This window comes from Nocardia sp. NPDC004260 (assembly GCF_053603155.1).
Window position 1 is genome coordinate 57102 of record NZ_JBSGEZ010000008.1, and the last position, 26365, is coordinate 83466.

Below are 26365 nucleotides of genomic sequence, written 5' to 3' on the forward strand. Positions count from 1 at the left end.
CGCATTTTTCAAGTGCCCCGGCGACTTTCGCTCGCGGCTCGGTGGCAATATATGGTAATCGCAATCACAATTCGCTGAAAATTCGCCCGCTGCCGATCAATTGCACTGTGCTCCATGCTCCGCCCGATCCGCTGTCGCTTCGACCGGGTCCGGGTGGCGTCGCCGGTCCGGCTACCACCTGCCGGATGACACTGTCGCTCGTGACAACCGGCGGTGGACGACGGATCGGCCGTGCGGTGGTGGAACGGCTGCCGACTCGCGGTACGCCGTCCTCTCGCAACGCGGCCCACGGTGGTCGGAATCGACATCGGCATACGGACCGACGCGCGGCTCGGTCGATCCGGCCGAAAGTGGTCGCGGTTCCGAGGAGGTTATCTGCGTAATCAGACCTGGTCGGCGGGGTCGATGTCGGCGAACGTGTCGACCCAGCGGTGCGGCGGTCGTGGTGGATTGGGCTCGCCGGGACGGGCCAGCCCGACGACTCGCCACCCGGCGGCGAGGGCGGCATCCAGCTCGTCCGGGTGATCGGACAGGAACAAGATCCGCTCGGCCGGTGTGCCGATCGCACCCGCGATCTTGTCGTAGGAGGATGACTCGCGTTTTCCGCCCGCCGTCGACAGATCGAAGTACCCGCTGATCAGGCCGGACAGGCTGCCTCCGCGGGCGAAGGCGAACCAATCCTGCTGGTTGCGAATCGATCCCGAGGAGTACACGTACAGCGCGAGACCCGCGGCGTGCCACGCGGCAAGGGCCGGTGGCACGTCGGGGAAGAACTCGCCGTGCAGTGCGCCGCTGCGGAAACCCTCCGCGCAGATCAGGCCCTGCACGGTCTTCAAAGGCTCGGCCTTGACGTCGGTGTCGAGCCACCCGCGCAGGATCGCGGCGACTTCGGCCGGGTCCGCGTCCGGCCGCCCGGCCAGCTGCCTGGTCGCGGCCAGCACGGGCGCCGCGGCCGCGGAGCTGTTCTCGGCCAGCCACTCCGGAAGCCGCTCGCGGGTGTAGCCGTACAGGTCTTCGCGGACCGCGGCGGTGGGGCTGGTGGTGCCCTCGATATCGACGACGACGGCGTCGATCACGGCGCGGTGAGCAGCTCGTCGAGGGTGGGGAAGCCCGCGCTGATCTTGTCGCCGGTGAAGTCGCCGACCCAGCCGTCCTCCTCCTCGAAGAAGCGGATGGCGATGAAGTCGGGCCGCTCGCCCATGTCGAACCAGTGCAGCGTGCCCGCCGGAACCGAGAGCAGATCGCCGCCTTCGCAGACCACCGCGAGAACCTCCTCGCCCAGGTGCAGGTAGAAGCAACCGCGCCCGGCGGCGAAGAAGCGCACCTCGTCTTCGGCGTGGCGGTGCTCGTCGAGGAACTTCCCGCGGGCGCCCTTGGCGATCTCCGGCCACTGCGGGTCGGCGTCGTCGGGGTGGATGCGGGCGATGTCGATGTGCTTGTAGCGCCCGGTCTCGTTCAGTTCGGCGACGTTCGTCTCGTAGTGCGCGAGCAACTCCTCCGACGGCACCGACGCGGCGTTCTCCACCACCGGCCAGCGGCCGAACGTGATGCCGTGCTTCGCCAGCTCGGTGCCGATCGTCTCGTCGTCGCTGGTGCGTACGCGCACGTCGGCCGCGTCGCCGGCGGCCATCACCTGCAGCAGGGTCATGTCAGTCCAATCTCGAGAAAATCGTCGCGCTGGCCGAACGCCGCCGGACTACCGGTGCGGCACACCAGCTCACACAATGCTTCCAGGCATTCGGCGCGATCACGCGCCCGGGCGAGATCATCGCCCCACGCGGTGATCCCGTGCCCGGCGATGACCAGGACCGGAAGCGCGTCGGGGTGGTCGAGGAGATAGCGCTCGATATCGGCCCCGATGCGCGGCACCTCGGGCCAGTTCGGGAAGACCGGGATGTCCGCGACGGCCGGATCGCCGCCACCGAGTCCCTTGATCAACTCGTAGTCGGTGATCCGCAGCGTGCCGAGCGTTCCCGGCGTCGCCGAGCGGGTGGCCAGTGCTGTGGCGAACGGCGGATGGATGTGCACGACCGCTTGCGCCGGACGGGTCCGGTAGACGGCGGTGTGGATCGTCGTCTCCGCGGAGGGTTTGCGCCCCTGATCGGCCACGGGCGCGGAGTCCGCGACGCGCACGGTGACCATGTCGCGCTCGGTGAGCTCCCCTTTGGACAGCCCGCTCCCGGTGACCACGGCGGTGGCGCCGGTGCGCACGGAGATATTGCCCGCCGTACCCGGCATCCAGCCGCGCCGGTACAGCTCGCGGGCGAGGTCCGCGATTTCCGCGCCGGGCGACCGATCGGACCGGTGCACCACACCCTCTTCGGTGACCACCGCGGTCACCAAATCGGCGGGCGTGACGTCGAAGGCCGGGTTGAAGACCCGAGTGTGCGCGGGAGCCGTTGCCACACCGCCGAATCCGGTCACCTCGGCCGCCGCGCGTTCCTCCACCACGATCTCCCGGCCGGTGGCCATCGCAAGGTCGCGGGTCGACTCCGGGGCCACCACGACGAACGGGATGCCGTGATGACGGGCGGCGAGCGCGAGACCGTAGGTGCCGATCTTGTTGGCGACGTCGCCGTTGGCGGTGACCCGGTCGGCGCCGACCAGCACGCAGTCGACCTGGCCGGTCGCCATCGCCCAGGCGGCGGCGGAGTCGATGGTCAGCCGGTGCGGGATGCCCGCCTCGGCCAGTTCCCACGTGGTCAGGCGGGCGCCTTGCAGCAGCGGGCGGGTCTCGTCCACCAGCACCTGCTCGATAGCGCCGCGCTCGGACAGCACCCGCAGCGTGCCGATGGCGGTGCCGAACGCGCTGGTCGCGAGCCGTCCGGTGTTGCAATGGGTGAGCACGCGCAGCGGCCGGTCCGGACAGAGGCGCTGCACCAGGTCGGCGGCGTTGGTGGCGGCGGCCCGGTTGCCCCGGCCGTCTTCGGCCAGCATGTCGAGGGTCTCGGCGAGGACCGCGTCGGCGCCCCGGCCCACCTTCGCCCGGACCCGCCGCACCGCCCAGGCCAGGTTGACCGCCGTCGGTCGCGCCGCCGCGAGCCGGTCCGCCTCGGCCTGCGCCGCGGTCTCGTCCACCACGCCGCCTACGGTGTGCGCGGCGGTGGCGAGGACGACGCCGAACGCGCCCGCGATGCCGATGGCGGGCGCGCCGCGAATGGCCAGCGTCTTGATCGCGTCGATGACCTGGTCGACGGTGCTCAGCCGCAGCTCACGCACCTCGTGCGGCAGTCCGCGCTGGTCGATGGTGACGAGCGTGCCGTCGTCCCAGACCAGTGAGCTGTCGTCCATCAGGCGCATCCTTCGCGTCGAACCGGGTCGTGCCTGGTCAACGGTATCGGACGCCGGACGGCGAGCCGAAATCGCGTCAGGCCGCCTCGGCGCGCAATTTCGCGGCGCGTTCGCGCGGGTCGTAGTCGGGGCCGACGCCCTCGATGAGCAGCAGGTCGCCGTCGATGTGATCGGCGCGCAGCGGCAGGATCTCCTGATAAGCGGGCGAGTGATACCACTCCCGCGCCTCGGCCATCCCGGGGAACTCGATCAGCACCATACTGCCGGGCCAGTCGCCTTCCACGACCTCGGCAGGGGACCCGTGGATGACGAAGCGGCCGCCGAACGGGTCCAAGGTGGCCTGGATGCGCTCCAGGTATTCGAGGATGTCGGGATGCGGCCTGCGACTGCGGAGATGGGCGAAGCCATAGGCGGACATGGCGTGTGGATTCCTTCGTTCGACGACGCCGGAGATGGCGTCGAACCGACGGTAGGTCCGCCTCGCGCGGGGTGGCAATTACCTCCGGGGTAAGCACGGGGGCCTCGAAACGACCGCGGCCGCCGGTCCCGGGAGGAGGTGGGGCCGGCGGCGCGGGTGGCGCAGATCAGCTAGCGGCGGCGCTCCTGCTCGCCGCGCCGGTCGGGCATCTCGGACCGGTTGCCCCGACGGCCTTCCATGTCAGCGCCCTCGCGGACGTCCTGCTCTTGGCGCTGTTGCTGCTGCTGCCTCGGCATCTGCTTCGGCATTTTCCTAGGCGTTTTCTTCGACTTTTCAGTCATCTCCACTCGGTCCTTTCCGGGGGATTGATATTCGCCTAACGAACACACGATAGCGAGCGGGAATGGCCTGTGGAAGAGGAAATGAAAAATATGGCTCCGAGCGGCTCTCTTGTTACGTTTCCGCTGGTAAGAGCGCTATTGAGCCCTGCATTCAGTAATGAATCCAGTTCAGTTCGACTTTTTCTTCCGGCCAGGTCGAGGCGGGATGGGTGGATGGAAACGACGGTAAGGCGTTCGTTTTATTTGCCTCGTTGATCGCTCCGCCGACGTATATCGCATTCGATTCCGCTGCCGCAAAGGAGCGCGCGTGCAGGTTCCCGTGACAACGAAACCCGCTGCACCGCAGAGACTTCGGATCGACGTCGGCCGAGCATCGGCGCACCCCCGTATTCCGCGCCCACTGAATCTCGCTGAAGCCAAGGGCCGCAACCGGTTTCGTTCGGTCCACGACGCACCCGCAGGCCGAAGGGTTCAGCGCAGCGGCAGGAATTCGACGATCGCGCCGTCCCCGGCATCGGGCGGGACGACCACCAGGCCGTCGCGGTCGATCAGGCCGCCCAGATGTGCCGTCCGGACGACCGGGTCGCCGATCCATCCGCCTTCCTCGGCGGCGCGAGCCGGAACGATGCGCGTCGCCTGTCCGGCGATCTCGGCGGCGTTGTGCAGCGGTCCGCGCAGCGGGCGGGTGGGGAGCGCGCCGGTGCGGCCCTCGACGATCGCGGGTGCCAGCGCCATGAGCGTCGCGACGGCGGCGAACGGGTTGCCCGGCAGGCCGAGCACCGTGGTGCCGGAGGTGAGTCGGGCGACGACGGTGGAACCGCCAGGCCGCAGCCGCAGCCGCGGCACCACGATCTCGGCTCCGGCGCGGGTCAGGGCGGCACGGAGCTGGTCGGCCGCCCCGCCGCCGGTCGCGCCGACGATCACCAGCAGGTCGCAATCCGGCGCGACGGCCAGGACCTCGTCGAATCCGTGCGGAGTGTCGCGCAGGTGCACCCGATCGGTGGTGCGAATGCCGTAACCGGCCAGCAGTTCCGGCAGGACCGGGCCGATCGAGTCGCGGGTCTGCCCCGCCTGCAGCGGACCTTCGCTGCGGATCTCGTCACCGGTCATGACGACGTGCGCGCGGACCGGGCCGCGCACCGGCGCGGCGGTGACCTCGACGCTCGCGGCCGCGGAGACCAGCGCCGCGGTGACCGGCGCCCCCTCCGGCGCGACCGGATCACCGGCCGCCCGGTCCTCGCCGCGGCGGCGGATGTCGTCGCGCAGCGGCGTGTCCGGCAGGCGGTACAGCGTTTCGTCGGCGACGTGCACGAACTCGTCGCGCAGCACGCCCGTGGTGCCGTCGGGGACGTGCGCGCCCGTGGCGATGCGCACCGCCTCGCCCGGCAGCAGCCCCACCGGACGCCGTCCGCCCGCGAAGCCGACGTCGCGGCGCAGGCGCCACGGCCCGTCGCCCGCCACCGCGTAACCGTCCATCGCCGAGACGTCGAAGCGAGGCAGCGGCCCGGCGGCCGTCAGTGGGCCCGCGAGCGCGGCCCCGATCACCGAACACAGGTCGGCTTCGTACGCGGTAAGCCGGGAAAGTCTGGCGCGCAGCAGGTTTCGCGCGTCGCCGAGTTCGAGCGGCGGTTGCTGTCGTGGCGCGTCCACCGCCGCTCTGGCCTGTCGCACCTCCTCTTCGGTGTCGCAGTCGCCGACGCCGGGGAGCGGGATGATCCCGGCTGCTGCGGGCACGAGCGCCTTCATCGGCTGATTGATCAGCGCGTCGAGCTCGTCAAGCGCGGCCGCCAGCGCGGAACGCCGCCACACCCCGAGCAGGTATTGCGGCCGACCCGACTCGTCGGCCGCGAACACCGCGTCCGCTCCCGATTCGGTGGCGTGCCGGATGAGTTCGGCGATCGCCAACGGCGACAGGAACGGAAGGTCGGCGGCGAGCACCACGACCAGCGGGGCGGCGGAGCCGAGGGCCCGCAGCCCCGTGTCGATCGCCGCCACCGGACCCGATCCGGGCGGCACCTCGCGAACCTGCGTGATCTCCGGCGCCAACTCGGGGCGGTGCGGTCCGACCACCACCGTCTGCGCGCACGAGGCGACAGCGGCGAGCGCCACTTCGAGCATGGAACGGCCGCCGATGACGATGGCCGGTTTGTCCACGCCGCCCATCCGGCTGGCCCGGCCGCCCGCGAGCACGATCGCGTCGGCGGCCGTCACACGCCACGACCCGGAGTCAGGTACACCATGGCGGCCATGCTAATTCGTCACCGCGGGGAAGCCGGGGAGCGGACGGCGCCGATCAGGCGTTCGACCAGAAGCGGGCCGGTGGCAGCAGCCGGAACTCGTTGAGCTCCGGGTCGGCGAGCACGAGGTCGGTATCGCGCTCGGGAGCCGGGGCGCCGCGGTCGATGGAGGTGGCGCCCGCCGCGTGCAGCCGGGCCACCTCGGCGGCCCGGTCGTCGGCCGGGAACGAGGTGAGATCCAGGCGCAGTCTGGTCCGGCCCGACCCCGCGTCGGGCGTGCGCACGAACTCCAGCCAGGAGCCCAGTCCGGTCGGTGCGCGTAATCCGGCCAGCCGCTCGCCGCGCCGCATGGACGGCCAGCCGGTGGCGGTCGACCAGAATTCGGCCAGGCGCTGCGGATCGCGCGTGTCGACCACGACCGCCGCGACGGCTCCGGTGTCCACGTACTCCTCCCTCGGTTCGAGCACGCAGAACTCGTTGCCCTCCGGATCGGCGAGCACCGCCCACGGCACCGCGCCCTGCCCGATGTTGATCGAGCGCGCACCCAAGGCCAGCGCCCGGTCCACCTGGGTGCGCTGGTGGTCCAGCGAGCGAGTGGCCAGATCGAGGTGCAGGCGATTCTTGCCGACCTTGGCCCGCATCGCGGGCAGGAAGGTGAGCGCCAGGTCGCCGCCGTCGGCGTCGGGAGCCGCCACGTTCACCTCGTCGGGGCGGTCGAGGGTGACACTCCAGCCCAGCAGTTCGGCCCAGAAATCCGCGACCGGACGCGGCCGGTCGGCGTCGAACACGACACATGCCAGGCGGGTGGGCATGGATCAACGGTACTGGCCGCCATTGCGGCACGGAGGAATTTCGGAAAGCGGCGCTCAGTCGCCGGGGAGATCGGGCAGCGCGAAGCGTGCGGCGCGCAGGTCGACGCGTCCGTCCCGGATCGGCACGCCCTCTTCGGCCAGCAGGCGCAGCTGGCGATGAGCCAGGTGGGCGGCGGGACGGCCGCTCGCGCCGAGCACCCGATGCCAGGGCAGATCGGCCGAGTCGGTGCGCATGATCCAGCCCACCGTGCGCGGCGTGGACATACCGGCGGCCGCCGCGATGTCGCCGTAGGTGACCACCCGGCCGGGCGGAACCGCCGCCACCAGGGCGCGCACCTGCTCGATCTGGGCGTCGGTGGTCGGCATCGGCTCAGAGCACCGAGCGCACGAGTTCGCCGGTCTGGGCCGGATACGCCTGGGCGACCATGTGATCGCAGTTCCATTCGAGCACGGTCAGGCCCGCGCCCATGTGCTCGGTGAGCGCCGCGCGGAACTCCGGCGTGACGAACGGCGGGTGCACTTTCATCGCCTGCACCAGCACGGTCGGCAGGTCGGCGGGCGGAAGCACCCAGTGGCGGGCCAACTGCCCCCAGTAGGAGTTGATCGCGGGCAGGCTCATCCGCCAGCCGAAGCGCCCGTCGGCGGTTGGCATCAGGTGTTCGTCGAGTTCGGCTTCCAGCAATCGCGGCTCCACATCGCCCCAACCGGTGTCGAGTTTGTCCTGGCGCGCGCGGTCGACGCTGTCGTAGTCGGCCGAGACCAGGGTGGACAGCGCGATCTCGTTGAGCCATTCCGGCTCCAGCGCGATCGCCGGATCGAGCAGCACCAGTGTGCGCACCAGTTCGGGATGCCGATGGGCCAGGTGCAGCGCGCACGCGCCGCCGAAGGAGTGCGCGACGACCACGACCGGGCCGTCCGCCTCGGCGGTGACCAATTCGACAAGGTCCTCGACGATGGTCTCGAAGTTCCACGGCGGCAGCGAGGTCGAGCGGCCGTGCCCGCGCAGATCCGGTGCGAGCACCCGTACGTCGGGCAGATGCCGGGTCGCCAGGTCCTCCCAGCGTTTGCCATGACCGGTCACACCGTGCAGGGCGAGCACCACCGGTCCCGTCGTCGGACCGAACCGGTGGACATTCAGAGCAGACACCGGTCCATTCTGACCTGCGCCGTGATCGGCCGCAGCGCCGGTCGGGCGGAGGCGTGTACCGGCGTGTCGGTCGTGTCTGTTGCAATAGCCCGCGTGGTGCGATCGGATGGCGCGGTGCGACTGGTTCGCCGGAACGTGGTGGCGCCCCGGCCGCGAGACTGGGGCGCCGACGTTCGCGTGCTGCTGGACGCCGCGGCCGAGGCCGGTCCCGCGCGTCCGGGATGGCGGCCATGGCAGGTGCTCGGCGGGCCGGGCACGGGTAAGACCGCCCTGCTGGTCGACCTCGCCGCCGGGCGCGTCGCGGCCGGAGCCGACCCGGAATCGGTGCTGGTACTGGCCCATTCGAAACAGGCCGCGGGCGCTGTGCGAGACGCCATCACCACGCGGCTGAGCGGCCCGGGCCCCGGTGCGGAGGGCGGTGTGCCCGGCGCCACACGAGAACCCTTGGTGCGCACCCTGCACTCGTATGCCTTCTCCGTGCTGCGCAGGCACGCGATGGCGCACGGCAACCCGCCGCCGCGTCTGCTGACCGGAGCCGAACAGGACGCCGTCGTGCGCGAGATGCTGCGCGGCGATCTGGCGGACATGGCCGAGGGCGCGCATGGATTGTGGCCGGAGCGGTTGCGGCCCGCGCTCGCGCTCGGCGGGTTCGCCGAACAGTTGCGCGATCTCATGCTCCGGGCCACCGAACGCGGCATCGGGCCGGAGGACCTGGTGCGCCTCGGCCGTGAGCACGCCAAGCCCGAATGGGTGGCGGCGGGCAGGTTCGCCCTCCGCTACGAGCAGACGATGCTGCTGCGCTGGTCGGTGGGCGTCGACGCGCCGGAGGCGACCGCGCCCGCGCTGGACGCCGCCGAACTCGTCGGCGCGGCGCTGGACGCGCTGGCCGCCGACCCGAATCTGCTTGCCGCCGAACGCGCCAGGATCCGATACCTGCTGGTCGACGACGCGCAGCATCTGGACCCGCAGGCGGCGATCCTGGTGCGGGCGATCGGGCGCAGCGCCAGGACCACGGTTATCGCGGGCGATCCCGACCAAGCCGTCTTCGCCTTCCGCGGCGCCGACGCGCGATTCGTCGCCGAACTCGATGTGCCACCCGAGCGGCGGGTCGTGTTGCGCGACAACCATCGGTTCAGCGGTCAGGTGGAGCTGGCGGTCGCCCGGATCGCCGCACGACTGCCGGGTAGTGCGCCGCAGCGCATCCCCGTGCCGGAAGACACCGGCCCGCGGGAGGACGGCACCGAGGTGCGCGTGCGGGTGCTGGCCACGCCGGCGAAAGAGGCCGCGCTCATCGCCGACCACTTGCGCCGCGCGCATCTCACCGGCGGGGTGCCGTGGTCGCGGATGGCGGTGATCGTCCGTTCGGTGCCGCTGTCGCTGGCGCCGCTGCGCCGCGCCCTCCTCGCCGCGGGCGTGCCGGTGCGGCAGCCCGCGCTGGACACGCCGCTGGCGCGCAGGCGCGGCGCGGCCTGGATGCTGCTCTCGCTGCGCGCGGTCCTGGCGGGAGAGCAGGCGCAACGGGGCGCGGAACCGGCCTTCGAGCCGGAGGACGCCCTCGATCTGCTGTCCGGGCCGCTCGGCGGCGCGGACCAGATCGCCTTGCGCCGGTTGCGTCGCGGCATCCGGCGCGCGGTGCTGGAATCGGTGCGCACGGGGGCGAAAACATCGGACGCGGGCGACGATTCGCCGCCCGACCGCGACTCGGACATCGACCGCCCCTCCGCACTGATGTTGCGTGATCTGCTGATCGGGACCGGCGATCCCGCCATCCTGGACCGGCTCACCGAGGTCGAGGCCGCGCCGCTGCGCCGGGTGCTGGACGCGCTGCGCCGGGCGCGCAAGGTGCGCGGGCGCGGGGCGGGCCTGGAGGACGTGCTGTGGGCGCTGTGGACCGGTTCTCGGCTGGAACGGCGCTGGGTGGCGCAGTCCGAGCGCGGCGGCGCGGTCGGCATGCAGGCCGATCGTGATCTGGACGCCGCGGTCGCGTTGTTCGACGCGGCCGCCGCCTATGTCGACCGGTTGCCGCGCGCGAGCATCGAAGGGTTCGTGGAATATCTGACGCAGCAGGAGATTCCACAGGACGCGGCGCCGCGCACGCTGCCGGGCGAAGCGGTGGCGCTGCTGAGCGCGCACGCCGCAGCGGGACGGGAATGGGATGTGGTCGCCGTCGCCGCCGTCCAGGAAGGGATTTGGCCCGACCCACGCACTCGCGGCACCCTCCTGCACACCGAGGACCTGGTCGATCTCACCGCCGGGGTGTCCGATGCGGGGGAGCGGGTGAGCCGTGCGGCGCCGATCCTCGCCGAGGAGCGCAGGTTGCTGCTCGTCGCGTGCAGCCGGGCCCGGCGGTCGCTGCTGGTCACCGCGGTGGAATCGGTCGCGGGCGAACGCGATCTGGTGCCGTCGCGCTTTCTCGCCGAACTGCTCGGACACGACGATGACGGCGAGCCCGGTGCGCTCCCGGTGGCCGACCCCGGCCGCGCCCTGGTGATGCACTCGCTGGTCGCGGAATTGCGCGGCGTGGTTTGCGATCCGGATGCCGACCCGGAACGCAGGCGCCGAGCCGCGCACCAGCTCGCGCGGCTGGCGGACGCGGGCGTCCGGGGAACGCACCCCGACGACTGGTACGGCACCACCGAACTCAGCTCGCGGCGACCGCTGTGGACCGAGGACGACGGCGCGGTCGCGCTGTCGCCCTCCACCGTCGAATTGCTGCGCACCTGCCCGCTGCGCTGGGCGCTGGAACGCAACGGCGGCACTGACGGCGACAACCCGCACGCCGTCAAGGGCAATCTGGTGCACACGCTCGTGCAGGCGCTGGCGGGCAAAGTGCCAGAGGAACAGGTGCGCGCCGCATTGGATCGCGCTTGGCGAGCGGTGGATCCGGGGACCGGCTGGCATTCCCGGCAGGAGTTGCGCCGCACCGAGGCGATGCTGGAGACCTTCTCGGCCTGGGTACGCAACACTCGCGGCGAACTCACCCAGGCGGGGGTCGAGGTGCCGGTGGACTGCGTGCTGCCCGCGCGCACGGAAGACGAACGCGCCGTACGGATCCGGGGCCGCGTCGATCGGCTGGAGCGAGACGCGCAAGGCCGTTTCGTCATCGTCGACGTGAAGACCGGCAAGTCGCCGGTCACCAAGCAGGCCGCCGTCGATCACGCGCAGCTGGCGACCTACCAGGTGGCCGCCGCCGCGGGCGCTCTCGACGCACCGGAGGAATCCGGTTCGGCCGAGCCGGAGCCCGCGACCGGTTCGGCGGGCGAACCCGGCGGGGCGCGATTGGTGTACGTCGCCAAGCCGAGCAAGGCGGAGGGCGCCACTCAGCGCATGCAGCCTCCGCTGGACGCCGAGGCGCTCGAGCACTGGCGCGACACGATCCACCAGGCCGCGTCGTCCACTCAGGGCCCCAGCTACCTCGCCATGCGCAACGACGGATGCCGCCACTGCGCGGTCGCGGGCAGCTGCCCCGTGCAGGACAGCGGGAGGCAGGTGACCGACGAGTGAGCGCGCTCTCGGTCCCGCCGCGGCCGGTCGCCGGGGCGCCGCCGTGACGGGCGGGGTGACGCCGCACCAGCTGGCGCAGGCGCTCGGCCTGCCGCCGCCGACCGACGAACAGGCCGCCGTGATCGCGGCGCCGCCGGGCCCCACCCTCGTGGTCGCGGGCGCGGGCGCGGGCAAGACCGAGACGATGGCCGCCCGGGTGGTGTGGATGGTCGCCAACGGGCTCGTGCTGCCGGACGAAGTGCTCGGGCTGACCTTCACCCGCAAAGCCGCCCAACAGCTGACCGCCCGGATCCGGACCAGGCTGGCCCGGCTCGCCGGTGCGCCGCTGCTGCGCGAACTGGACCCGAGCGGCCGCCTGCGCGCCCAGCTGACCGGCGCGGAACCGGAGATCAGCACCTACCACTCGTACGCGGGCAGGTTGCTCACCGAACACGGCCTGCTGCTGCCGGTGGAACCGTCGGCGACCCTGTTGACCGCGACCCAGCTCTGGCAACTCGCCCACCAGGTGGTGCACACCTGGGACGGCGATCTGGAGACCGATCGCACCCCGGTATCGGTCACCGAGGCGGTGCTCGCGCTGTCCGGACAGCTGGCCGAGCACCTGGTCGAGCCGGAGGAACTGGCCGAGGCGCACACCGAACTGGCGAAGCTGGTGTACACGCTGCCCCCGGGCCCGCGGCAGCGGGGCGGGCCGAGCCAGACCCTGCTGAACATCGTGCAAGTGCAGCGGGAACGGGTAGCGCTGCTACCGCTGGTGCACGAGCTCGCCGAGGCATTGCGCCGACGGGGCGCACTGGACTTCGGCGCGCAGATGTCCCTCGCCGCACGGTTGGCGGCCGAGCACCCAGAGGTCGCCGCCGCCGAACGCGCCCGTTTCCGCTTGGTCCTGCTCGACGAGTACCAGGACACCGGCCACGCGCAGCGGGTCCTCCTCGCCGCCTTGTTCGGCGGCGCGCCGGGGGAGGAGACACGGCAGCCCGCGACCCCGCTCGATGTTCCTCCGGGCGATCGTCGCGGCGACGATGCTTCGTCACCCGCGGGCGTTCACACAGTCGCGCAGAGGGCGGCGCTGCCCGGTGCGCAGGAGAGCGTCATGGCGGGTTCGGACACACTGCCGGAAACCGGGTCCGGGTCGTCATCGACCACCGACGCGCTTCCCGCTGACCCCGCGCAGGGCACGCGGTCGCCGCGCGTCGACGCGAACGACGTCGAAGGACAACCGCGGTTCGCCGGTGCACACGACCCGCACGCCGTGGCGAGGCGTGCGGACCAACGTTCGCGCCAGCGCGAAACGCAGCGCCTAGCCGTGACCGCCGTCGGCGACCCGATGCAATCCATCTACGGCTGGCGTGGCGCTTCGGCGGCGAACCTGCCCCGGTTCGCCACCGACTTCCCCAGCGCGCCGGGCGTGCCCGCCCCGACGTTGTCCTTGCTGACCAGCTGGCGCAATCCGCCGGAAGCGCTGGCACTGGCGAATCTGGTCGCGGAACCATTGCGGCGCAAGGCGTCCGAGAGCGGCGGGGTGACGGTCGATGCCTTGCGCGCCAAGCCCGACGCCGGGCCGGGTGTGGTGGCGCTGGCGCTGACCGGCACCGTCGCCGACGAACGGGAGTGGGTGGCCGAGCGAATCGCCGCGGAGTGGGCTGCCCGGCACGCGGCCCAGCAGCAGCCGCCCACGTCCGCCGTACTGGTGCGCCGCAATGCCGATGCCGCGCCGCTCGCGGAAGCCCTTCGCGCACAAGGTCTTCCCGTGGAGATCGTCGGACTCGGCGGCTTGCTCGCCACACCGGAGGTCGCCGACGTCGTCGCCACCCTGCGGTTGATCGCCGAACCGGGTGCGGGCAGCGCCGCCATGCGTGTGCTGACCGGCGCGCGCTGGCGCGTCGGGGTCGCCGACATCGCCGCGCTCGCCCGCCGCGCCAGGGACCTGTCCATCCGGCGTCCCGGATCGGAGGGGCAAACCGAGATCGCCGACCGCGCCGCGCTGGACGAGGCGCTGCGCGAAGTGGCGCCGGAACCCGCCGAACAGGCCGGGCTGGCCGACGCGATCGCCGATCCCGGTCCGCCCGAGCGGTATTCACCCGCCGGGTTCGCCCGCATCGAGGCGCTGGGCCGGGAGCTGGCCGCGTTGCGCGAACGCAGCGGTCAGCCGTTGGCGGAACTGGTCGCCGATGTCGAGCGCACCATCGGCGTCGGTGTGGAGACCCAGACCCGGCGAGCCATGGCGGGCACCGGGGCCGGACGCGAGCATCTGGACGCGTTCGCCGAGGTGGTGGCCGGGTACGCCGCGGACACCGGCGCCTCGCTCGGCGGACTGCTCGCGTTCCTCGCCGCCGCGGAGGAGGTCGAGAACGGGCTGGAGCCGGGCGAGGTCGAGGTCGCCAAGGACCGGGTGCAGGTGCTGACCGTGCACGCGGCGAAAGGCCTGGAGTGGGAGATCGTCGCGGTCCCGCACGTGGTGGAGGGCGTGTTCCCGTCCAAAGTCGGTACCGGCACGTGGCTGGGCGCGCTCGCCGAGCTGCCCACATCGCTGCGGGGTGACCGCAGGCAGGACGACGCGGCCGAGGGCGTGCCGGTGCTCGAGCTCACCGACTTGTACGACCGCGCGGACCTCGACCGCGCGATCAAGGCGCACAAGGATGCGCTGGAGCGCCGCCGGATCGATGAGGAACGGCGCCTGTTCTACGTCGCGCTCACCAGAACCGAGCGCGTGCTATTGGTTTCGGCCCACTACTGGGCGGAGACCGGCAGCACCCCGAAAGGCCCCTCGGATTTCCTGCTGGAGTTGAAGCACGCGTACCAGGACCCCGGCAGCCCGGCCTGCGACGTCTTGGCGATCGACCGCTGGGACGACCCGCCCGCCGCCGACGCCGTCAACCCGTTCACCGACAACCCCGCGACCGCCGAGTGGCCGCGCGACCCCCTCGGCGCCCGCCGCGACCCCATCGAACAAGGCGCGGCACTGGTCCGCGCTGCCCTGGCGAATTTGCGCGCCCGTCCCGCCGCCACCGGGCACGACGGCTCGGAGCCGCACGGCGCTGCTGGTTCGATCCGCAGAACCAGGTCCGCCCGTACCGAGATGCCGTCCGCGCCGGACGTCGACGAGCCGGGTTTCGCGGACCGACCGGGCGACTACGGGCCGGGTGATGAGCCGAGTCTCACCGGCGATTCGGCTTCTCGTCCGCCCGGCGATGAGCGGGAGTTCGAGCATGGGCCGGGAGACTACGGGCCTGGCGATGAGCTGGGTCTCACCGGCGATTCGGCTTCTGGCCTGCCCGGCGATGAGCGGGAGTTCGAGCATGGGCCGGGAGACTACGGGCCTGGCGATAAGCTGGGTCTCACCGGCGATTCGGCTTCTGGCCTGCCCGGCGATGAGCCGGAGTTCAAGCGTGAGCCGGGAGACTACGGGTCCGACGATGAGCCGTCGGCTTACTATTCGCCCGGCGATGAGTCGGGTTCGCGGATGAATCGACCTACTACCCGGCCCGCTGACAAGCCGGGGTTCGCGGATGAGTCGGGCTACTACCGGCCCGGTGACGGGCCGGGTTCGCGGATGAGTCGGCCTACTCCTCGTCCTGCTGATGAGCTCGGGTTCGCGGATGAGTCGGCCTACTATCCGCCAGACGACGAATACCCGCCCGACGATTTCGAGGGGGACTTCGAGGTCGGTTCCATCGAATACGCCGATCCCTACGCGAATATCGAGCCCTATTTCGGTTCGGCGCCGGACCCGGTGGAGGAGTATCTGTCCGCCGACGAACCGGCGTTCGCCGCGACCGGCTTCGCTCCGCCCCCGCCGGAGGACCTGTACCGCCCGCACGACGCCCGCCTTGCGCCGGATCCCGCCGATCCGGAAGGCTGGGCCGCCGACGTCGACGCCTTGCTCGCCGAACACCACGCGGCCGCGGCCGCCGACGAAGAGGTGGAACTACCCGGACAGATCGCGGCGACCGCCCTGGTCGAGCTGCGGGCCGACCCGGCCAAGCTCGCCGCCCGCCTGCGTCGTCCGTTGCCCTACCCGCCGAACCCACTGGCTCGCCGGGGCACCGCGTTCCATGCCTGGGTGCAGCGGTGGTTCGGCTCCACCCGCCTGCTCGGTCTGGACGAACTGCCGGGCGCGGCCGACGGCGGCGCGGCCGACGCGGGGCTGGACGCCGAGCTGAGCGCGATGCAGGAGGCGTTCCTGAACTCGCGTTGGGCCGATCGCAGTCCGATCGAAGTCGAGATCCCGTTCGAGACATCGATCGCGGGCACCGTGATCCGCGGCCGGATGGACGCGGTATTCGCCGAACCCGGCGGCGGCTGGATCGTGGTCGACTGGAAGACCGGCGCCGAGCCGAGCGCCGCCGAGGAACCGGCGGTCGCCATGCAGCTGGCGGTTTATCGCCTGGCCTGGGCGCGGTTGATGGCCGCCCGCGAGGGACGGCCCGAGCACGAGATGCTGCCCCGGATCGGCGCCGCATTCCACTACGTGCGCACCGGCCGCACCATCGCGCCCCCGAACCTGGCCGGTCCGGACGAACTGGCCGAGCTGATCAGGAACGCCGCGCCCGCCGGCTCACCGCCAGCGACTGAGTGACGAGCGGGATCTGCAGCGGCAGCCGCAGCGCCGAGCCGATCTTCACCAGCCGCGGCGCCTTCTCGCTGGCGAGCATGTCGGCGGCGAACTGTACGTTGGCCGGGAACACCGCGATGAACAGCAGCGCCGCCAGCCGTCCGCCGAAGCCGCGGGTGCGCGGGACCGCGAGCGCGGCGGCGACACCGATCTCGGCCGCGCCGGAGGCGTAGGTGTAGTCGCGGGCGCGTCCGGGCAGGAAGCGCGGCACGATCGAATCGAAGGGCTTCGGCCGGACGAAATGCAGCACCCCGGAGCCGAACAGCAGGGCGGCCAGGGCCAGCGCGGGTCGCCGCCCACCGTCGGACACGGACGTCAGCGTATTTTCTGCCATGCAGGCACCCTTACATCCGCGCCGTTCCGCGTCGACCCCGGGTCACTTGGATGCGGACCCGTCGGTCCGCACCTCCGAACCGCCGCCCCTGCCTCGGGCACGTCCTTCGACCTCACCGAGATCGAGCAAGCGTGATCGGCGCGGACGTCGGCCAATGCGCCGCGAACCCCACCGCGCGACTGCGGAGCCGAGCCAGCCCGGCTCGCACCGAGCGACCGCCCACGCCGCGCTTGCCTCCGGTGGTCCACTCGACGGTCTGCCGCCGCCGCCCGCGAACCGAGCCGGGCTCGAATGAGTAGGCACCAGGGTCGGCTGAAACGACACCGATCGTGTGGGCGTCCGCGGCCGGGCTGGCGTCGGATGGGCCGCGACGAAGGAGACGGGGGCAGCGCGGCCGATTCTGTAGCCGACCACTACGAATTCTGTAGCCGACCACTACGAACCGCGTACACCTGATAGCGAGCTTCGATGCCGACGTGCCCAGCGCACCCCCACCACGTCTTTCGAGCGAAGCGAGACCGAGCATCCGCCGTTCGCGGCCCGGCCGCGCACACGCGAGCCACAAAGGGGCAGCGGAACACCCAGCGCCGCAGGCGCTGGAAAAACAAACACAGTAGGCTCCCCGGTGTGCCGGAGGGACAAGGATTACCGGGTATGACCGACACGAGCGACGAAACGACGGGTGTGCCCGGTGTTCGGTGACCGAGCGCGCAGCCTGGGCTTGGCCAGCAGGCCAGATTTCGCCCTGGTCGGACTGCTGCGCATCCCGGAAGTGCAGACCAGCCCGTGGATTTCGCTGACCAGACGGGTGCTGTTCGCGACGGCGCTGCTGTTCCTGGCCGCGCTGGTGGTCTACCTCGGACGCGACGGCTACCACGACAACTCGGGCAACGAACTGTCGTTCCTGGACGCGTTCTATTACGCGACGGTGTCGCTGTCGACCACCGGATACGGCGACATCCACCCGGTGACGCCCGAGGCGCGGCTGGCGAACATCGTCATCATCACCCCACTGCGCATCCTGTTCCTGATCGTCCTGGTCGGAACCACGCTGGGCGTGCTGACCGAACGTTCCCGGCAGGCTTTCAAGATTCAGCGATGGAGGCACACCGTGCGCAATCACACCGTGGTCGTCGGATACGGCACCAAGGGGCGGACCGCGATCGACGCCATGCTCGGCGACGGGGTGCAGCCCGCCGACATCGTCGTGGTCGACACCGACGTGGTCGCTTTGGAGGCGGCCGCGAACGCCGGGCTGGTCACGGTGCACGGCTCGGCGACCCAATCCGACGTGCTGCGACTGGCCGGTGTGCAGCACGCCGACTCGGTGGTGGTCGCCACCAATCGCGACGACACCGCCGTGCTGGTCACGCTGACCGCCCGGGAGCTGAACAAGGCCGCCAAGATCGTGGTGTCGATCCGGGAGGCGGAGAACACCCACCTGGTCCGCCAGTCCGGCGCGAACTCGGTGGTGGTGTCCTCGGAGACGGCGGGCCGGTTGCTCGGCATCGCGACCACCACGCCCACGGTCGTGGAGATGATGGAAGACCTGCTCACCCCGGAGGAGGGCTTCGCCGTCGCCGAACGCGAGGTGGAGCCGTCCGAGATCGGCGGCTCGCCACGGCATCTGAGCGATATCGTCCTCGGCGTGGTGCGCAACGGGGTGCTCTACCGCGTGGGCGAGCCGGAAGTCGACGCGGTCGAGGCGGGCGACAAGCTGTTGTACATCCGCCGAGCGGGCAAGTGACCCAGGCGCGAACCGGGCGCACAGCTTCGGCGCGATAGTCTCGAACCGTGTCGGCATTCCAGCTCAACAGCGTTCCGTTGCTCTCCCGTTCTGTCGTCGACCGGGCCGAGCACATCCGAGGTGATGCCCAGGCCCTGAAGGAGGGCTGGGCCGAGGCCAGACTCCTGCGGATCAACCGGCGCGGGCAGGTGCGCTTCAACGAAAACGCTTTGATCTTGGACCCGGCCGTGGAGTTCTCCGCCGAGCCGAGCCCGGACGCGGTGTTCCTCGGTGTGGAGGAGGGCGTCCATCTGTGGGCGGTGCGTGATCCGGAGCTGGAGGGCGCGCTGACCGACCTGCGCGCGCTGGCCGGCGGCGTCGTCGACGACCGCACCGCCGCGTTGCTCTCGACCGCGATCGCGTTGCTGAACTGGCACGACAAGGCGGGGTTCCACGGCGCGGACGGCACCGTCACCATGTCGGCCAAGGCGGGCTGGTCGCGCGTCACCGAGAGCGGTTACGAGGAGTTCCCGCGCATCGATCCGGCGGTGATCTGCCTGATCCACGACGGCGGGGAGCGGGTGCTGCTCGCCCGCCAGGCCAGCTGGCCGAAGTCGCTGTTCTCGCTGCTGGCCGGGTTCGTGGAGGCGGGCGAGTCGCTGGAGCGCTGCGTGGAGCGTGAGATGCGCGAGGAAGTCGGCCTCGACGTGCGCGAGATCACCTACCTGGGCAGCCAGCCGTGGCCGTTCCCGCGCTCGTTGATGCTCGGGTTCGCCGCGGTGGCCGATCCCACACAGCCGCTGACCTTCACCGATGGTGAGATCGCCGAGGCCGACTGGTTCACCCGCGCGCAGGTGCGCGAAGCGTTGGCGGTGGGCGACTGGTCGAACCGGGACGGGGGCGCCCGGTTGCTGCTGCCCGGCTCCATCTCCATCGCGCGCACCATCATCGAATCCTGGGCCGCGATCGACTAGCGCGCGGGCCGATCCGACCCGCGCGCGGCGGCTGATCAGGACAGACCGGCGAGGACCTGCTTGACCGCCGCCAGCGACGGGTTCGTCGCGGTGGAACCGTCGGCGAACTTCACGGTGGGCACGACGTGGTTGCCCCCGTTCACGCTGCCGACGAATTCGGCCGACGCCGGGTCTTGCTCGATGTCGATCTCGACGTAGCCGATGCCCGCCTCGTCCAGCTGCTTCTTGAGCCTGCGGCAGTAGCCGCACCAGGTGGTCGAGTACATCGTCAGGGTGGGGTTCGCGTCAGTCACGGACACTGCAACGCCGGACGTCCGCGCACTGTTCCAACTCGAACCATTTCCCGGCTTGCGTGGCATTTAGTATGCGCGCATACTAAATGTATGACGATCATCGCCACCGCGCACGCCACCTCCAGCGCGCCGCCGACCGCCTTCTTCGCCCGCTGGGCCGACATGGCCACCTGGCCGGAGTGGAACACCGACACCGAGTGGGTGCGCTTGGACGGACCGTTCGCCGAGGGCGCCACTGGGACGTTGCGGCCGAAAGGCGGCCCGAAGATCCGGTTCGTCGTCGCGCGTCTGACCGATCGCGAGTTCGTCGACGTCTCGAAGCTGTTCGGCGCGCGGCTCACCTTCGCCCACGAGGTCGCCGTCGCGGAGAACCGCACCACGGTCACCGTCACGGTCTCGATAGACGGACCGCTGCGCTTGTTGTGGACCAAGATCCTGGGCGCCGACCTGGCGAAATCCGTGCAGCCCGACCTGGACGCACTGGTGGCCGTCGCCGAGAGGGTCCCGGCATGAGTGCTACCGGTTCGAGCGCGAAGTACTGGCTGGCCGTCGTGTCCAGGGAACATGTCCGGCGCGGTGTGGAGCTGGGCATCGCCCAGGCGAACCACGGCAAGCGCGCGGCGGTGGAACGCATGCGGCCGGGCGACGGATTGGTGTACTACTCGCCGCGCGAGGGCATGCGGGCCGGAGCGCCGGTGCGCTCGTTCACCGCGATCGGCACCGTCGACGACCACCCGGCCTGGCAGGCCGGCCCGCAGGACGGCGGCTGCTTCCGGCCGTGGCGCCGTTCGGTCAGCTACCGAGCCGAAGCGCGGGAGGCGCCGATCGATACGCTGCGTGACGAGCTGGACCTCACCAGCGTGCCGAACTGGGGGATGATCCTGCGTCGTGGCCTGATAGAACTCAGCCCGCACGACTACGCGCTGATCGCGCGGTCGATGACCGACGAGTGAGGGAGGCCGATGCACGAGGCGGGGGACGGCAGACTGCGTTCCAGATTTCGCACAGCAGAGGAAAGTCCCGGGCTGTTGCTGTGGCAAGTGACCAACCGCTGGCAGGCGGCACAGCGGGCGGCGCTCGCTCCATTCGACCTGACCCACGTGCAATTCGTGCTGCTGGCTTCGCTCACCTACCTCGCCGCCGGCCGCGAGGATCCGGTCCGGCAGCGTGACCTGGCGGAATACGCCGCCACCGATCCGATGATGACCTCTCAGGTATTGCGCGCCCTGGCGCAGAAGGGCCTGATCGAACGCCGCGACCACCCCAGCGACCGCAGGGCGAAGGCCCTCGTCGCCACCGAAGCGGGCGTGGCGCTGGTGAACCGGGCCATCGTCGCGGTGGAGGAATGCGACGCGGAGTTCTTCGCGCCGCTCGGCTCGCAAGACAGCGCCCCCTTCGCTCGTTCCCTGCGGTTGCTGAGCGACCGCTGAACGCCACGCCCCCGGCCGCCCGAAGCGGCGACGAGGCGTGCAACGGGGCGGTCGCGCGCGGCGCAGGGCTACGGCGCCGATGCCGTCTCTTGCCTCGGCGCCGGTCTGCTGGCGAGCGGCTGCCCCGACCGCGACCGGTTGTGTGTCGGTGGGCGCTGTCATGATGGATCGCGTGCCCGCTCTCGACCTCGCAGACCTCGATCCCGAGCAGGCCGCCGCCGTGCGAGCACCGCGCGGCCCGGTGTGCGTGCTCGCGGGCGCGGGCACCGGAAAGACCAGGACCATCACCTATCGCATCGCGCATCAGATCGCGCAGGGGCACGTCAAAGCCGATCAGGTGCTCGCGGTGACGTTCACCGCCAGGGCCGCTGGGGAACTGCGGACCCGGCTGCGGGCCCTCGGTCTCGGCGGGGAAGCGACCCAGGTGCAGGCGCGGACGTTCCACGCGGCGGCGTTGCGGCAGCTGAAGTACTTCTGGCCGCAGATCGTCGGTGACGTGCCGTGGCGGCTGATCGATGCCAAGTTCCCGATCGTCGCGCAGGCGGCGCACCGGGCCGGGCTGTCCACGGCCACCGACAGCGTGCGCGACCTGCTGAGCGAAATCGAGTGGGCGAAAGCCTCGCTCATCGCCCCGGAGGATTACACGGCGGCGGTCGCGAAGCAGCGGCGCGAGACGCCCTACGAGGCACTGCGTGTCGCGGACGTCTACGCGGGTTACGAGAAGCTCAAGGCGACGCCCGACGGGCTGCTGCTGGATTTCGACGACCTGCTGCTGCACACAGCCGCAGCGCTGGAGGACTATCCGGCGGTGGCCGACGAATTCCGCGGCCGCTACCGCAGTTTCGTCGTCGACGAGTACCAGGACGTCACGCCGCTGCAACAGCGCGTGCTCGACGCTTGGCTCGGCGACCGTGACGACCTGACCGTCGTCGGCGACGCCAACCAGACCATCTATTCGTTCACCGGCGCCACGCCGAGCTACCTGCTGGACTTCTCCCGGCGCTTCCCCGACGCCACGATCGTCCGGCTGGAACGCGACTATCGGTCGACTCCGCAGGTGGTCTCGCTGGCCAATCGGGTGATCGGAGCGGCGCGCGGGCGCATCGCGGGCACCAGGCTGCAACTGATCGGCCAGCGCGCCGACGGGCCTGAGCCGGTGTTCGCCGAATACGACGACGCGCCGGCGGAGGCCGCGGCGGTGGCCGAGGCGATCGGCCGGCTCGTCGCGGCGGGCACACCGGCCGCCGAGATCGCCGTGCTCTATCGGATCAACGCCCACTCGGAGAGCTACGAGCAGGCGCTCACCGAGCGCGGTATCCCCTACCAGGTGCGCGGCGGCGAGGGCTTCTTCGCGCGCGCCGAGGTCAGGCAGGCCGTGCAGGCACTGCGGCAAGCCGCCGCCCGCGACGACCTGCCCGACCAGGCGCGCAGCGGCAACTCCCTGGTCTCGCTGGTCCGTGCGGTGCTCGCCCCGCTCGGCCTGACCGCCACGGAACCCGCGGGCGCCCAGGCGCGTGAACGTTGGACCTCGCTGGGCGCGCTGGTGCGGCTGACCGAGGAACTCGTCGGCCACGACGACCGGCTCGACCTCACCGGGCTGCTGCGCGAACTCGCGACTCGCGCCGAGGCCAGGCATCCACCCACGGTGCAGGGCGTCACGCTGGCCTCCCTGCACGCCGCCAAGGGCTTGGAGTGGGACGCGGTGTTCCTCGTCGGGCTGTCGGACGGAACCATGCCGATCGCGCACGTCCTCGCCGACGACGGCTCGGTCGCCGACGAGGCGGCGCTCGAGGAGGAACGGCGGTTGCTCTACGTCGGGGTCACCAGGGCGCGCGAACATCTGCGGCTGTCCTGGGCGCTGGCCAGGAACGAGGGCGGCAGGCGCAGCAGGCGGCGTTCGCGCTTCCTCAACGGTCTCGTGCCGGATGATTCGCCCGCCTCGCGGATCGCGGCACCGCCGTCGGCCCCGAACGGTGTCCGCCCGACCTGCCGGGTCTGCGCGAAACCGCTGATCGGCACCTACGCGACCATGCTCGGCCGCTGCCGCCGTTGCCCGGCCGAGCTGGACGCGGAATTGCTTGCCGCACTGCGGGATTGGCGTGCGGAGAAGGCGGAGGCGCTGCGGGTGCGCGAATTCGTCGTGTTCACCGACACCACGCTCACCGCGATCGCCGAACAACAGCCCGCCGACGACGCCGCGCTGGCCGCGATCGCGGGCATCGGTGCGAAGAAGATCGACCAGTTCGGCGCCGATGTGCTCGCGATCGTGGCGTCCCGGCTTCGATCCACATCACAAAACCGCAGGTAGAAAATAGGTTGTTCCGCTCGACGATCTTGCCTATGGTGGATTTCACGCACCGGGAGGGCATCTCGGCGCGCACAGTTACCGACACACCACGAGTACAGGAGGGAGGCAGAGCAATGGACAACATCATGAACTTCGGCGCCAGTGGCGTTGCGGTCTATGCGCCCATGGCGGCCTCCCGGGGGATCCTCGCCTTGCAGGGGATCGGTCTGTCCGGAATCGGTGCGTTCGGCATGTCCGGCACGCAAGTGAATTGCATTGCCATGCATGCGTCGAACCGCACCCAGATTCAGGGCAAGCCCAGCGCGGGCTGGCACCCGACGGCTGTCGAGGCAGCAGTCGGTGTCTTCGCGGACGAAGTCGGCTTCGAGCCGGCGGATCCGCGGGCAGCACGCCTCCGCACCGCACACCCAGCGACCGTGAACAGGACTCGACACAGATGTCGACCTAGGTAGGGAACTCCTCCCCGACCTCCTGGCCACGGATCGCAAGACAGCGAAACCGTGGCCAGTATTCTCCGGCCCTTCAGCCGACCGGCACCGGTTTCGCCACAACAAACGAACCGCTGCAAACGAGCTGAAGGAGAACGACGTGTTCACCGCACAGGGTTGGCCGCAGGCCACTACTGACGTGACATGCCGAACCGTGGCGTCGCCTACTCGGACCCAGGAGATCACCAAGGTCCTGCCCTGCCGTGCTGGAGACCCGGACCTCTGGTTCGCCGAGAGCCCGGTCCAGTTGGAGCAGGCCAAGGCGCTGTGCGCGACCTGCCCGATCCGCAAAGGCTGCCTGAGCGCCGCCATGGATCGTCGTGAGCCGTGGGGTGTTTGGGGCGGTGAGATCTTCGACCAGGGTGTCGTGATCGCCCGCAAGCGTCCCCGTGGTCGTCCGCGCAAGGTCGCGGTCCCGGCATGAGCCGGGGAGTGACTTCCCTCCCTCCGGTCGATGTGCTCGATTCGGTCGGTCCCGGCACGGGCCGAGCCAACGAACGAGAAAGCAAACCAGCCGCCCACCGTTGTCTGGTGGGCGGCTGTGTTTGATTTGCAGCGCCTGCGGCGCTGCGTGTTCGCGGCCCCGGGAAGTCTCGCGGCCGAGCGACCGAGACTCGCGACTGCTGTGTTGGTTTTGCAGCGCCTGCGGCGCTGCGTGTTCGCGGCCCCGGGAAGTCTCGCGGCCGAGCGACCGAGACTCGCGACTGCTGTGTTGGTTTTGCAGCGCCTGCGGCGCTGCGTGTTCGCGGCCCCGGGAAGTCTCACGTCCGAGCGACCGAGACTCGCGACTGCGTCGCATGCGCTTCGGTCACTCGGCCGCGAGACGGGCCGCGAACGGTGCTCGTAAGACTCGCACCCGAGGGGGCGGGAGCGGCGTGAAGTTTCTTTTTTAGTTGGGCGGTTCAGCCCCGGGGGCTATCGATTCGACCGATTCTGAGGGGTTCTGCTCAGGAGGCGGTGCGTTCCTCGATGAAGCCGGGCATCCAGGTGCGGACCAATTGCATGAACGGCAGTTCGGCGTCGAGTTGCGCCAGGATGCCGACCGAGCCGCCGAGTACCCGGAAGATCATCACGTATTGCGCCGGAAGTTGCAGTGCGCGTGCGGTTTTCATTTCCGGGCTGGAGATCTCCGAAGCCTTGCCCGCCACCCGCTGCATCCACCTGCGGGTGAAATGGAACGAGTCGGCCTGGATCGGGTCGGTGAACGGCCGCAGGTAGTCGGCGATCTCCTGGTGGGTGACCACTCGGCCGGGGATCACCCAGCCGTGGTCGTACAGCAGTTCGGTGAGTTCGGCGAAGCGCTCCTCGACCGCAAGGGCCAGCATTCGGCCCAGAACCGGGGGAAAACCCTCGGGCATCGGCGCGCACGCGCCGAAATCGATGACCGCCAACTTGCCGTCGGGCAGCATCATGAAATTGCCCGGGTGCGGGTCGGCGTGCAGGAGCCCGACCACCTCCGGGGAGGAGAAGTGGAACCGGCCCATCAACCCCGCGACGCGATTGCGCAGCGCACGGGTGCCCTCCGGATCCTCGGCGCCCTGCTTGATGATCGTGGAGACGGGGACGCCGTCGAGCCATTCGGTGACGATCACCTTCGGCGCGCTCGCCACCACCTTCGGCACCACGATCTCGGCGTGCCCGTCGAAGCCCTTGGCGAACGCGCGCTGGTTGGCGGCTTCGTTGCGGTAGTCCAGCTCCTCTTCGGTGCGCTCGGTGATCTCGGCGAGAATCGGCTTCACGTCCGCGCCGGGGATCACGGAAGCGACCAGGCCGGACATGCGGGACAGGGTTTTGAGGTCGGCGCGTAGCGCCTCGTCGGCGCCGGGGTACTGCACCTTCACCGCGACGGTGCGCCCGTCCGACCACACCGCCCGGTGCACCTGCCCGATGCTGGCCGACGCGGCCGGGGCATCGTCGAACTCGCGGAAGCGGGTCCGCCACTGGGTGCCGAGCTGCTGGTCGAGCACGCGGTGGACGGTCGCGGCCGGCATCGGCGGCGCGGCGGCCTGCAGCTTGGTGAGCGCCTCGCGATAGTGCTCGCCGAACTCCTCGGGGACCGCGGCCTCCATCACGCTGAGCGCCTGCCCGAACTTCATCGCGCCGCCCTTGAGCTCGCCGAGCACCGTGAACAGCTGCTCCGCGGCCTTCTGATTGAGCTGCGCGTTGATCTCCGACTTGTCGCCTCCGGCGAGCTTCTTGCCGAACCCCACGGCCGCCCGCCCGGCTATGCCGAGTGGAATCTTGGCCAACTTGGCGTTGCGGGACGAGCGACGGCGCACGATCTCAGACACGTACCCATCATGGCGGACGGACCGGCCGGTCGGCCACGGCAATCTTGATCACCATCGGCTTCAGTGCCCATGACCTGCGGAAACGAGTGCGCACATGCAGCGGGGTACCGGTCCCGTCCGCGCCGACCGAGGGTGTGAATCCGAATTCAGTTCGAG

23 protein-coding genes are annotated in these 26365 nt (G+C 70.7%); 10 read left to right on the top strand and 13 right to left on the bottom strand.

Translation table 11 applies throughout. The annotated features are described in order from the left end of the window. Window positions 1-383 precede the first annotated feature (383 nt). From mtnC to ACWEO7_RS07290, 10 genes are all read right to left on the bottom strand, one after another. Window positions 384-1076, bottom strand: a complete 693-nt coding sequence (gene mtnC, locus ACWEO7_RS07245) for an acireductone synthase (protein WP_452421523.1) — start codon at window positions 1074-1076, stop codon at window positions 384-386. Further along, window positions 1073-1648: a 1,2-dihydroxy-3-keto-5-methylthiopentene dioxygenase gene (locus tag ACWEO7_RS07250; protein WP_452421525.1), complete on the bottom strand. Its 576-nt coding sequence runs from the start codon at window positions 1646-1648 to the stop codon at window positions 1073-1075. Before ACWEO7_RS07250 ends, mtnC begins: the two co-directional genes overlap by 4 nt. Beyond that, window positions 1645-3291, bottom strand: coding sequence for an S-methyl-5-thioribose-1-phosphate isomerase (gene mtnA / locus ACWEO7_RS07255; RefSeq protein WP_452421527.1), 1647 nt, complete (start codon window positions 3289-3291; stop codon window positions 1645-1647). Before mtnA ends, ACWEO7_RS07250 begins: the two co-directional genes overlap by 4 nt. 76 nt (window positions 3292-3367) lie before the next feature. Beyond that, on the bottom strand, window positions 3368-3709 hold the full coding sequence (locus ACWEO7_RS07260; RefSeq protein WP_452421529.1) for a DUF1330 domain-containing protein: 342 nt from the start codon (window positions 3707-3709) through the stop codon (window positions 3368-3370). Between the two features lie 170 nt (window positions 3710-3879). After that, window positions 3880-4050: a hypothetical protein gene (locus tag ACWEO7_RS07265; RefSeq protein WP_452421531.1), complete on the bottom strand. Its 171-nt coding sequence runs from the start codon at window positions 4048-4050 to the stop codon at window positions 3880-3882. Window positions 4051-4201: 151 nt separating this feature from the next. Further along, window positions 4202-4498 carry a hypothetical protein gene (locus ACWEO7_RS07270; RefSeq protein WP_452421533.1) on the bottom strand — a complete coding sequence of 99 codons (297 nt, stop codon included), beginning with the start codon at window positions 4496-4498 and terminating at the stop codon, window positions 4202-4204. A gap of 23 nt (window positions 4499-4521) precedes the next feature. Beyond that, window positions 4522-6261: an NTP transferase domain-containing protein gene (locus ACWEO7_RS07275; RefSeq protein ID WP_452421535.1), complete on the bottom strand. Its 1740-nt coding sequence runs from the start codon at window positions 6259-6261 to the stop codon at window positions 4522-4524. Window positions 6262-6343: 82 nt separating this feature from the next. Next, window positions 6344-7099 (bottom strand): VOC family protein, encoded by a 756-nt coding sequence (locus ACWEO7_RS07280; RefSeq protein WP_452421537.1) that lies wholly within the window; start codon window positions 7097-7099, stop codon window positions 6344-6346. Between the two features lie 54 nt (window positions 7100-7153). After that, window positions 7154-7465 carry an MGMT family protein gene (locus ACWEO7_RS07285; RefSeq protein WP_452421539.1) on the bottom strand — a complete coding sequence of 104 codons (312 nt, stop codon included), beginning with the start codon at window positions 7463-7465 and terminating at the stop codon, window positions 7154-7156. A 4-nt stretch (window positions 7466-7469) separates the two neighbouring features. Continuing rightward, window positions 7470-8246, bottom strand: a complete 777-nt coding sequence (locus ACWEO7_RS07290) for an alpha/beta hydrolase (RefSeq protein ID WP_452421541.1) — start codon at window positions 8244-8246, stop codon at window positions 7470-7472. A 72-nt stretch (window positions 8247-8318) separates the two neighbouring features. Here ACWEO7_RS07290 and ACWEO7_RS07295 point away from each other — a divergent pair, with 72 nt between their 5' ends. Both ACWEO7_RS07295 and ACWEO7_RS07300 read left to right on the top strand, forming a co-directional pair. Next, window positions 8319-11750 carry an ATP-dependent helicase gene (locus tag ACWEO7_RS07295; protein WP_452421543.1) on the top strand — a complete coding sequence of 1144 codons (3432 nt, stop codon included), beginning with the start codon at window positions 8319-8321 and terminating at the stop codon, window positions 11748-11750. A gap of 43 nt (window positions 11751-11793) precedes the next feature. Further along, window positions 11794-16329 (top strand): UvrD-helicase domain-containing protein, encoded by a 4536-nt coding sequence (locus tag ACWEO7_RS07300; protein ID WP_452421545.1) that lies wholly within the window; start codon window positions 11794-11796, stop codon window positions 16327-16329. Here ACWEO7_RS07300 and ACWEO7_RS07305 read toward each other — a convergent pair. Continuing rightward, a complete protein-coding gene (locus ACWEO7_RS07305) occupies window positions 16286-16699 on the bottom strand; it encodes a DoxX family protein (RefSeq protein ID WP_355079710.1) in 414 nt (137 codons plus the stop codon). The genes ACWEO7_RS07300 and ACWEO7_RS07305 overlap by 44 nt on opposite strands. 691 nt (window positions 16700-17390) lie before the next feature. Between ACWEO7_RS07305 and ACWEO7_RS07310 the strand changes: the two genes are divergently transcribed. Together ACWEO7_RS07310 and nudC are read left to right on the top strand one after the other, a co-directional pair. Further along, complete coding sequence (locus tag ACWEO7_RS07310) at window positions 17391-18446, top strand: potassium channel family protein (protein ID WP_452421547.1); 1056 nt, start codon at window positions 17391-17393, stop codon at window positions 18444-18446. A gap of 47 nt (window positions 18447-18493) precedes the next feature. Next, window positions 18494-19399, top strand: a complete 906-nt coding sequence (nudC, locus tag ACWEO7_RS07315) for an NAD(+) diphosphatase (RefSeq protein WP_452421549.1) — start codon at window positions 18494-18496, stop codon at window positions 19397-19399. A gap of 35 nt (window positions 19400-19434) precedes the next feature. Here nudC and ACWEO7_RS07320 read toward each other — a convergent pair whose 3' ends face one another. Then, window positions 19435-19665, bottom strand: coding sequence for a mycoredoxin (locus ACWEO7_RS07320; protein WP_379256129.1), 231 nt, complete (start codon window positions 19663-19665; stop codon window positions 19435-19437). A 117-nt stretch (window positions 19666-19782) separates the two neighbouring features. On the opposite strand from ACWEO7_RS07320, the gene ACWEO7_RS07325 reads away from it, so the two are divergent. The 6 genes from ACWEO7_RS07325 (at window position 19783) to ACWEO7_RS07350 (ending at window position 24342) form a co-directional block, all read left to right on the top strand. Next, window positions 19783-20205 (top strand): SRPBCC family protein, encoded by a 423-nt coding sequence (locus tag ACWEO7_RS07325; protein WP_452421551.1) that lies wholly within the window; start codon window positions 19783-19785, stop codon window positions 20203-20205. Further along, window positions 20202-20645, top strand: a complete 444-nt coding sequence (locus ACWEO7_RS07330; RefSeq protein ID WP_452421553.1) for an EVE domain-containing protein — start codon at window positions 20202-20204, stop codon at window positions 20643-20645. The genes ACWEO7_RS07325 and ACWEO7_RS07330 overlap by 4 nt, the downstream gene beginning before the upstream one ends. Window positions 20646-20654: 9 nt before the next feature. After that, window positions 20655-21122 carry a MarR family winged helix-turn-helix transcriptional regulator gene (locus ACWEO7_RS07335; protein WP_452421555.1) on the top strand — a complete coding sequence of 156 codons (468 nt, stop codon included), beginning with the start codon at window positions 20655-20657 and terminating at the stop codon, window positions 21120-21122. Window positions 21123-21282: 160 nt separating this feature from the next. Further along, a complete protein-coding gene (locus tag ACWEO7_RS07340) occupies window positions 21283-23430 on the top strand; it encodes an ATP-dependent DNA helicase UvrD2 (RefSeq protein WP_452421556.1) in 2148 nt (715 codons plus the stop codon). 113 nt (window positions 23431-23543) lie between these two features. Beyond that, window positions 23544-23882 carry a hypothetical protein gene (locus ACWEO7_RS07345; protein ID WP_379256122.1) on the top strand — a complete coding sequence of 113 codons (339 nt, stop codon included), beginning with the start codon at window positions 23544-23546 and terminating at the stop codon, window positions 23880-23882. A gap of 136 nt (window positions 23883-24018) precedes the next feature. After that, on the top strand, window positions 24019-24342 hold the full coding sequence (locus ACWEO7_RS07350; protein WP_450026517.1) for a WhiB family transcriptional regulator: 324 nt from the start codon (window positions 24019-24021) through the stop codon (window positions 24340-24342). A 523-nt stretch (window positions 24343-24865) separates the two neighbouring features. On the opposite strand, the gene ACWEO7_RS07355 is transcribed toward ACWEO7_RS07350, so the two are convergent. Next, complete coding sequence (locus tag ACWEO7_RS07355) at window positions 24866-26209, bottom strand: ABC1 kinase family protein (RefSeq protein ID WP_452421559.1); 1344 nt, start codon at window positions 26207-26209, stop codon at window positions 24866-24868. Window positions 26210-26365: the final 156 nt, after the last annotated feature.

Bases quoted from the DNA above. Each gene is read 5' to 3' on its own strand.
- ACWEO7_RS07250 (WP_452421525.1), bottom strand. From the start codon at position 1,648: ATGACCCTGCTGCAGGTGATGGCCGCCGGCGACGCGGCCGACGTGCGC.
- mtnA (WP_452421527.1), bottom strand. From the start codon at position 3,291: ATGGACGACAGCTCACTGGTCTGGGACGACGGCACGCTCGTCACCATC.
- ACWEO7_RS07260 (WP_452421529.1), bottom strand. From the start codon at position 3,709: ATGTCCGCCTATGGCTTCGCCCATCTCCGCAGTCGCAGGCCGCATCCC.
- ACWEO7_RS07265 (WP_452421531.1), bottom strand. From the start codon at position 4,050: ATGACTGAAAAGTCGAAGAAAACGCCTAGGAAAATGCCGAAGCAGATG.
- ACWEO7_RS07280 (WP_452421537.1), bottom strand. From the start codon at position 7,099: ATGCCCACCCGCCTGGCATGTGTCGTGTTCGACGCCGACCGGCCGCGT.
- ACWEO7_RS07285 (WP_452421539.1), bottom strand. From the start codon at position 7,465: ATGCCGACCACCGACGCCCAGATCGAGCAGGTGCGCGCCCTGGTGGCG.
- ACWEO7_RS07305 (WP_355079710.1), bottom strand. From the start codon at position 16,699: ATGGCAGAAAATACGCTGACGTCCGTGTCCGACGGTGGGCGGCGACCC.
- ACWEO7_RS07320 (WP_379256129.1), bottom strand. From the start codon at position 19,665: ATGTACTCGACCACCTGGTGCGGCTACTGCCGCAGGCTCAAGAAGCAG.
- ACWEO7_RS07325 (WP_452421551.1), top strand. From the start codon at position 19,783: ATGACGATCATCGCCACCGCGCACGCCACCTCCAGCGCGCCGCCGACC.
- ACWEO7_RS07330 (WP_452421553.1), top strand. From the start codon at position 20,202: ATGAGTGCTACCGGTTCGAGCGCGAAGTACTGGCTGGCCGTCGTGTCC.
- ACWEO7_RS07335 (WP_452421555.1), top strand. From the start codon at position 20,655: ATGCACGAGGCGGGGGACGGCAGACTGCGTTCCAGATTTCGCACAGCA.
- ACWEO7_RS07340 (WP_452421556.1), top strand. From the start codon at position 21,283: ATGATGGATCGCGTGCCCGCTCTCGACCTCGCAGACCTCGATCCCGAG.
- ACWEO7_RS07345 (WP_379256122.1), top strand. From the start codon at position 23,544: ATGGACAACATCATGAACTTCGGCGCCAGTGGCGTTGCGGTCTATGCG.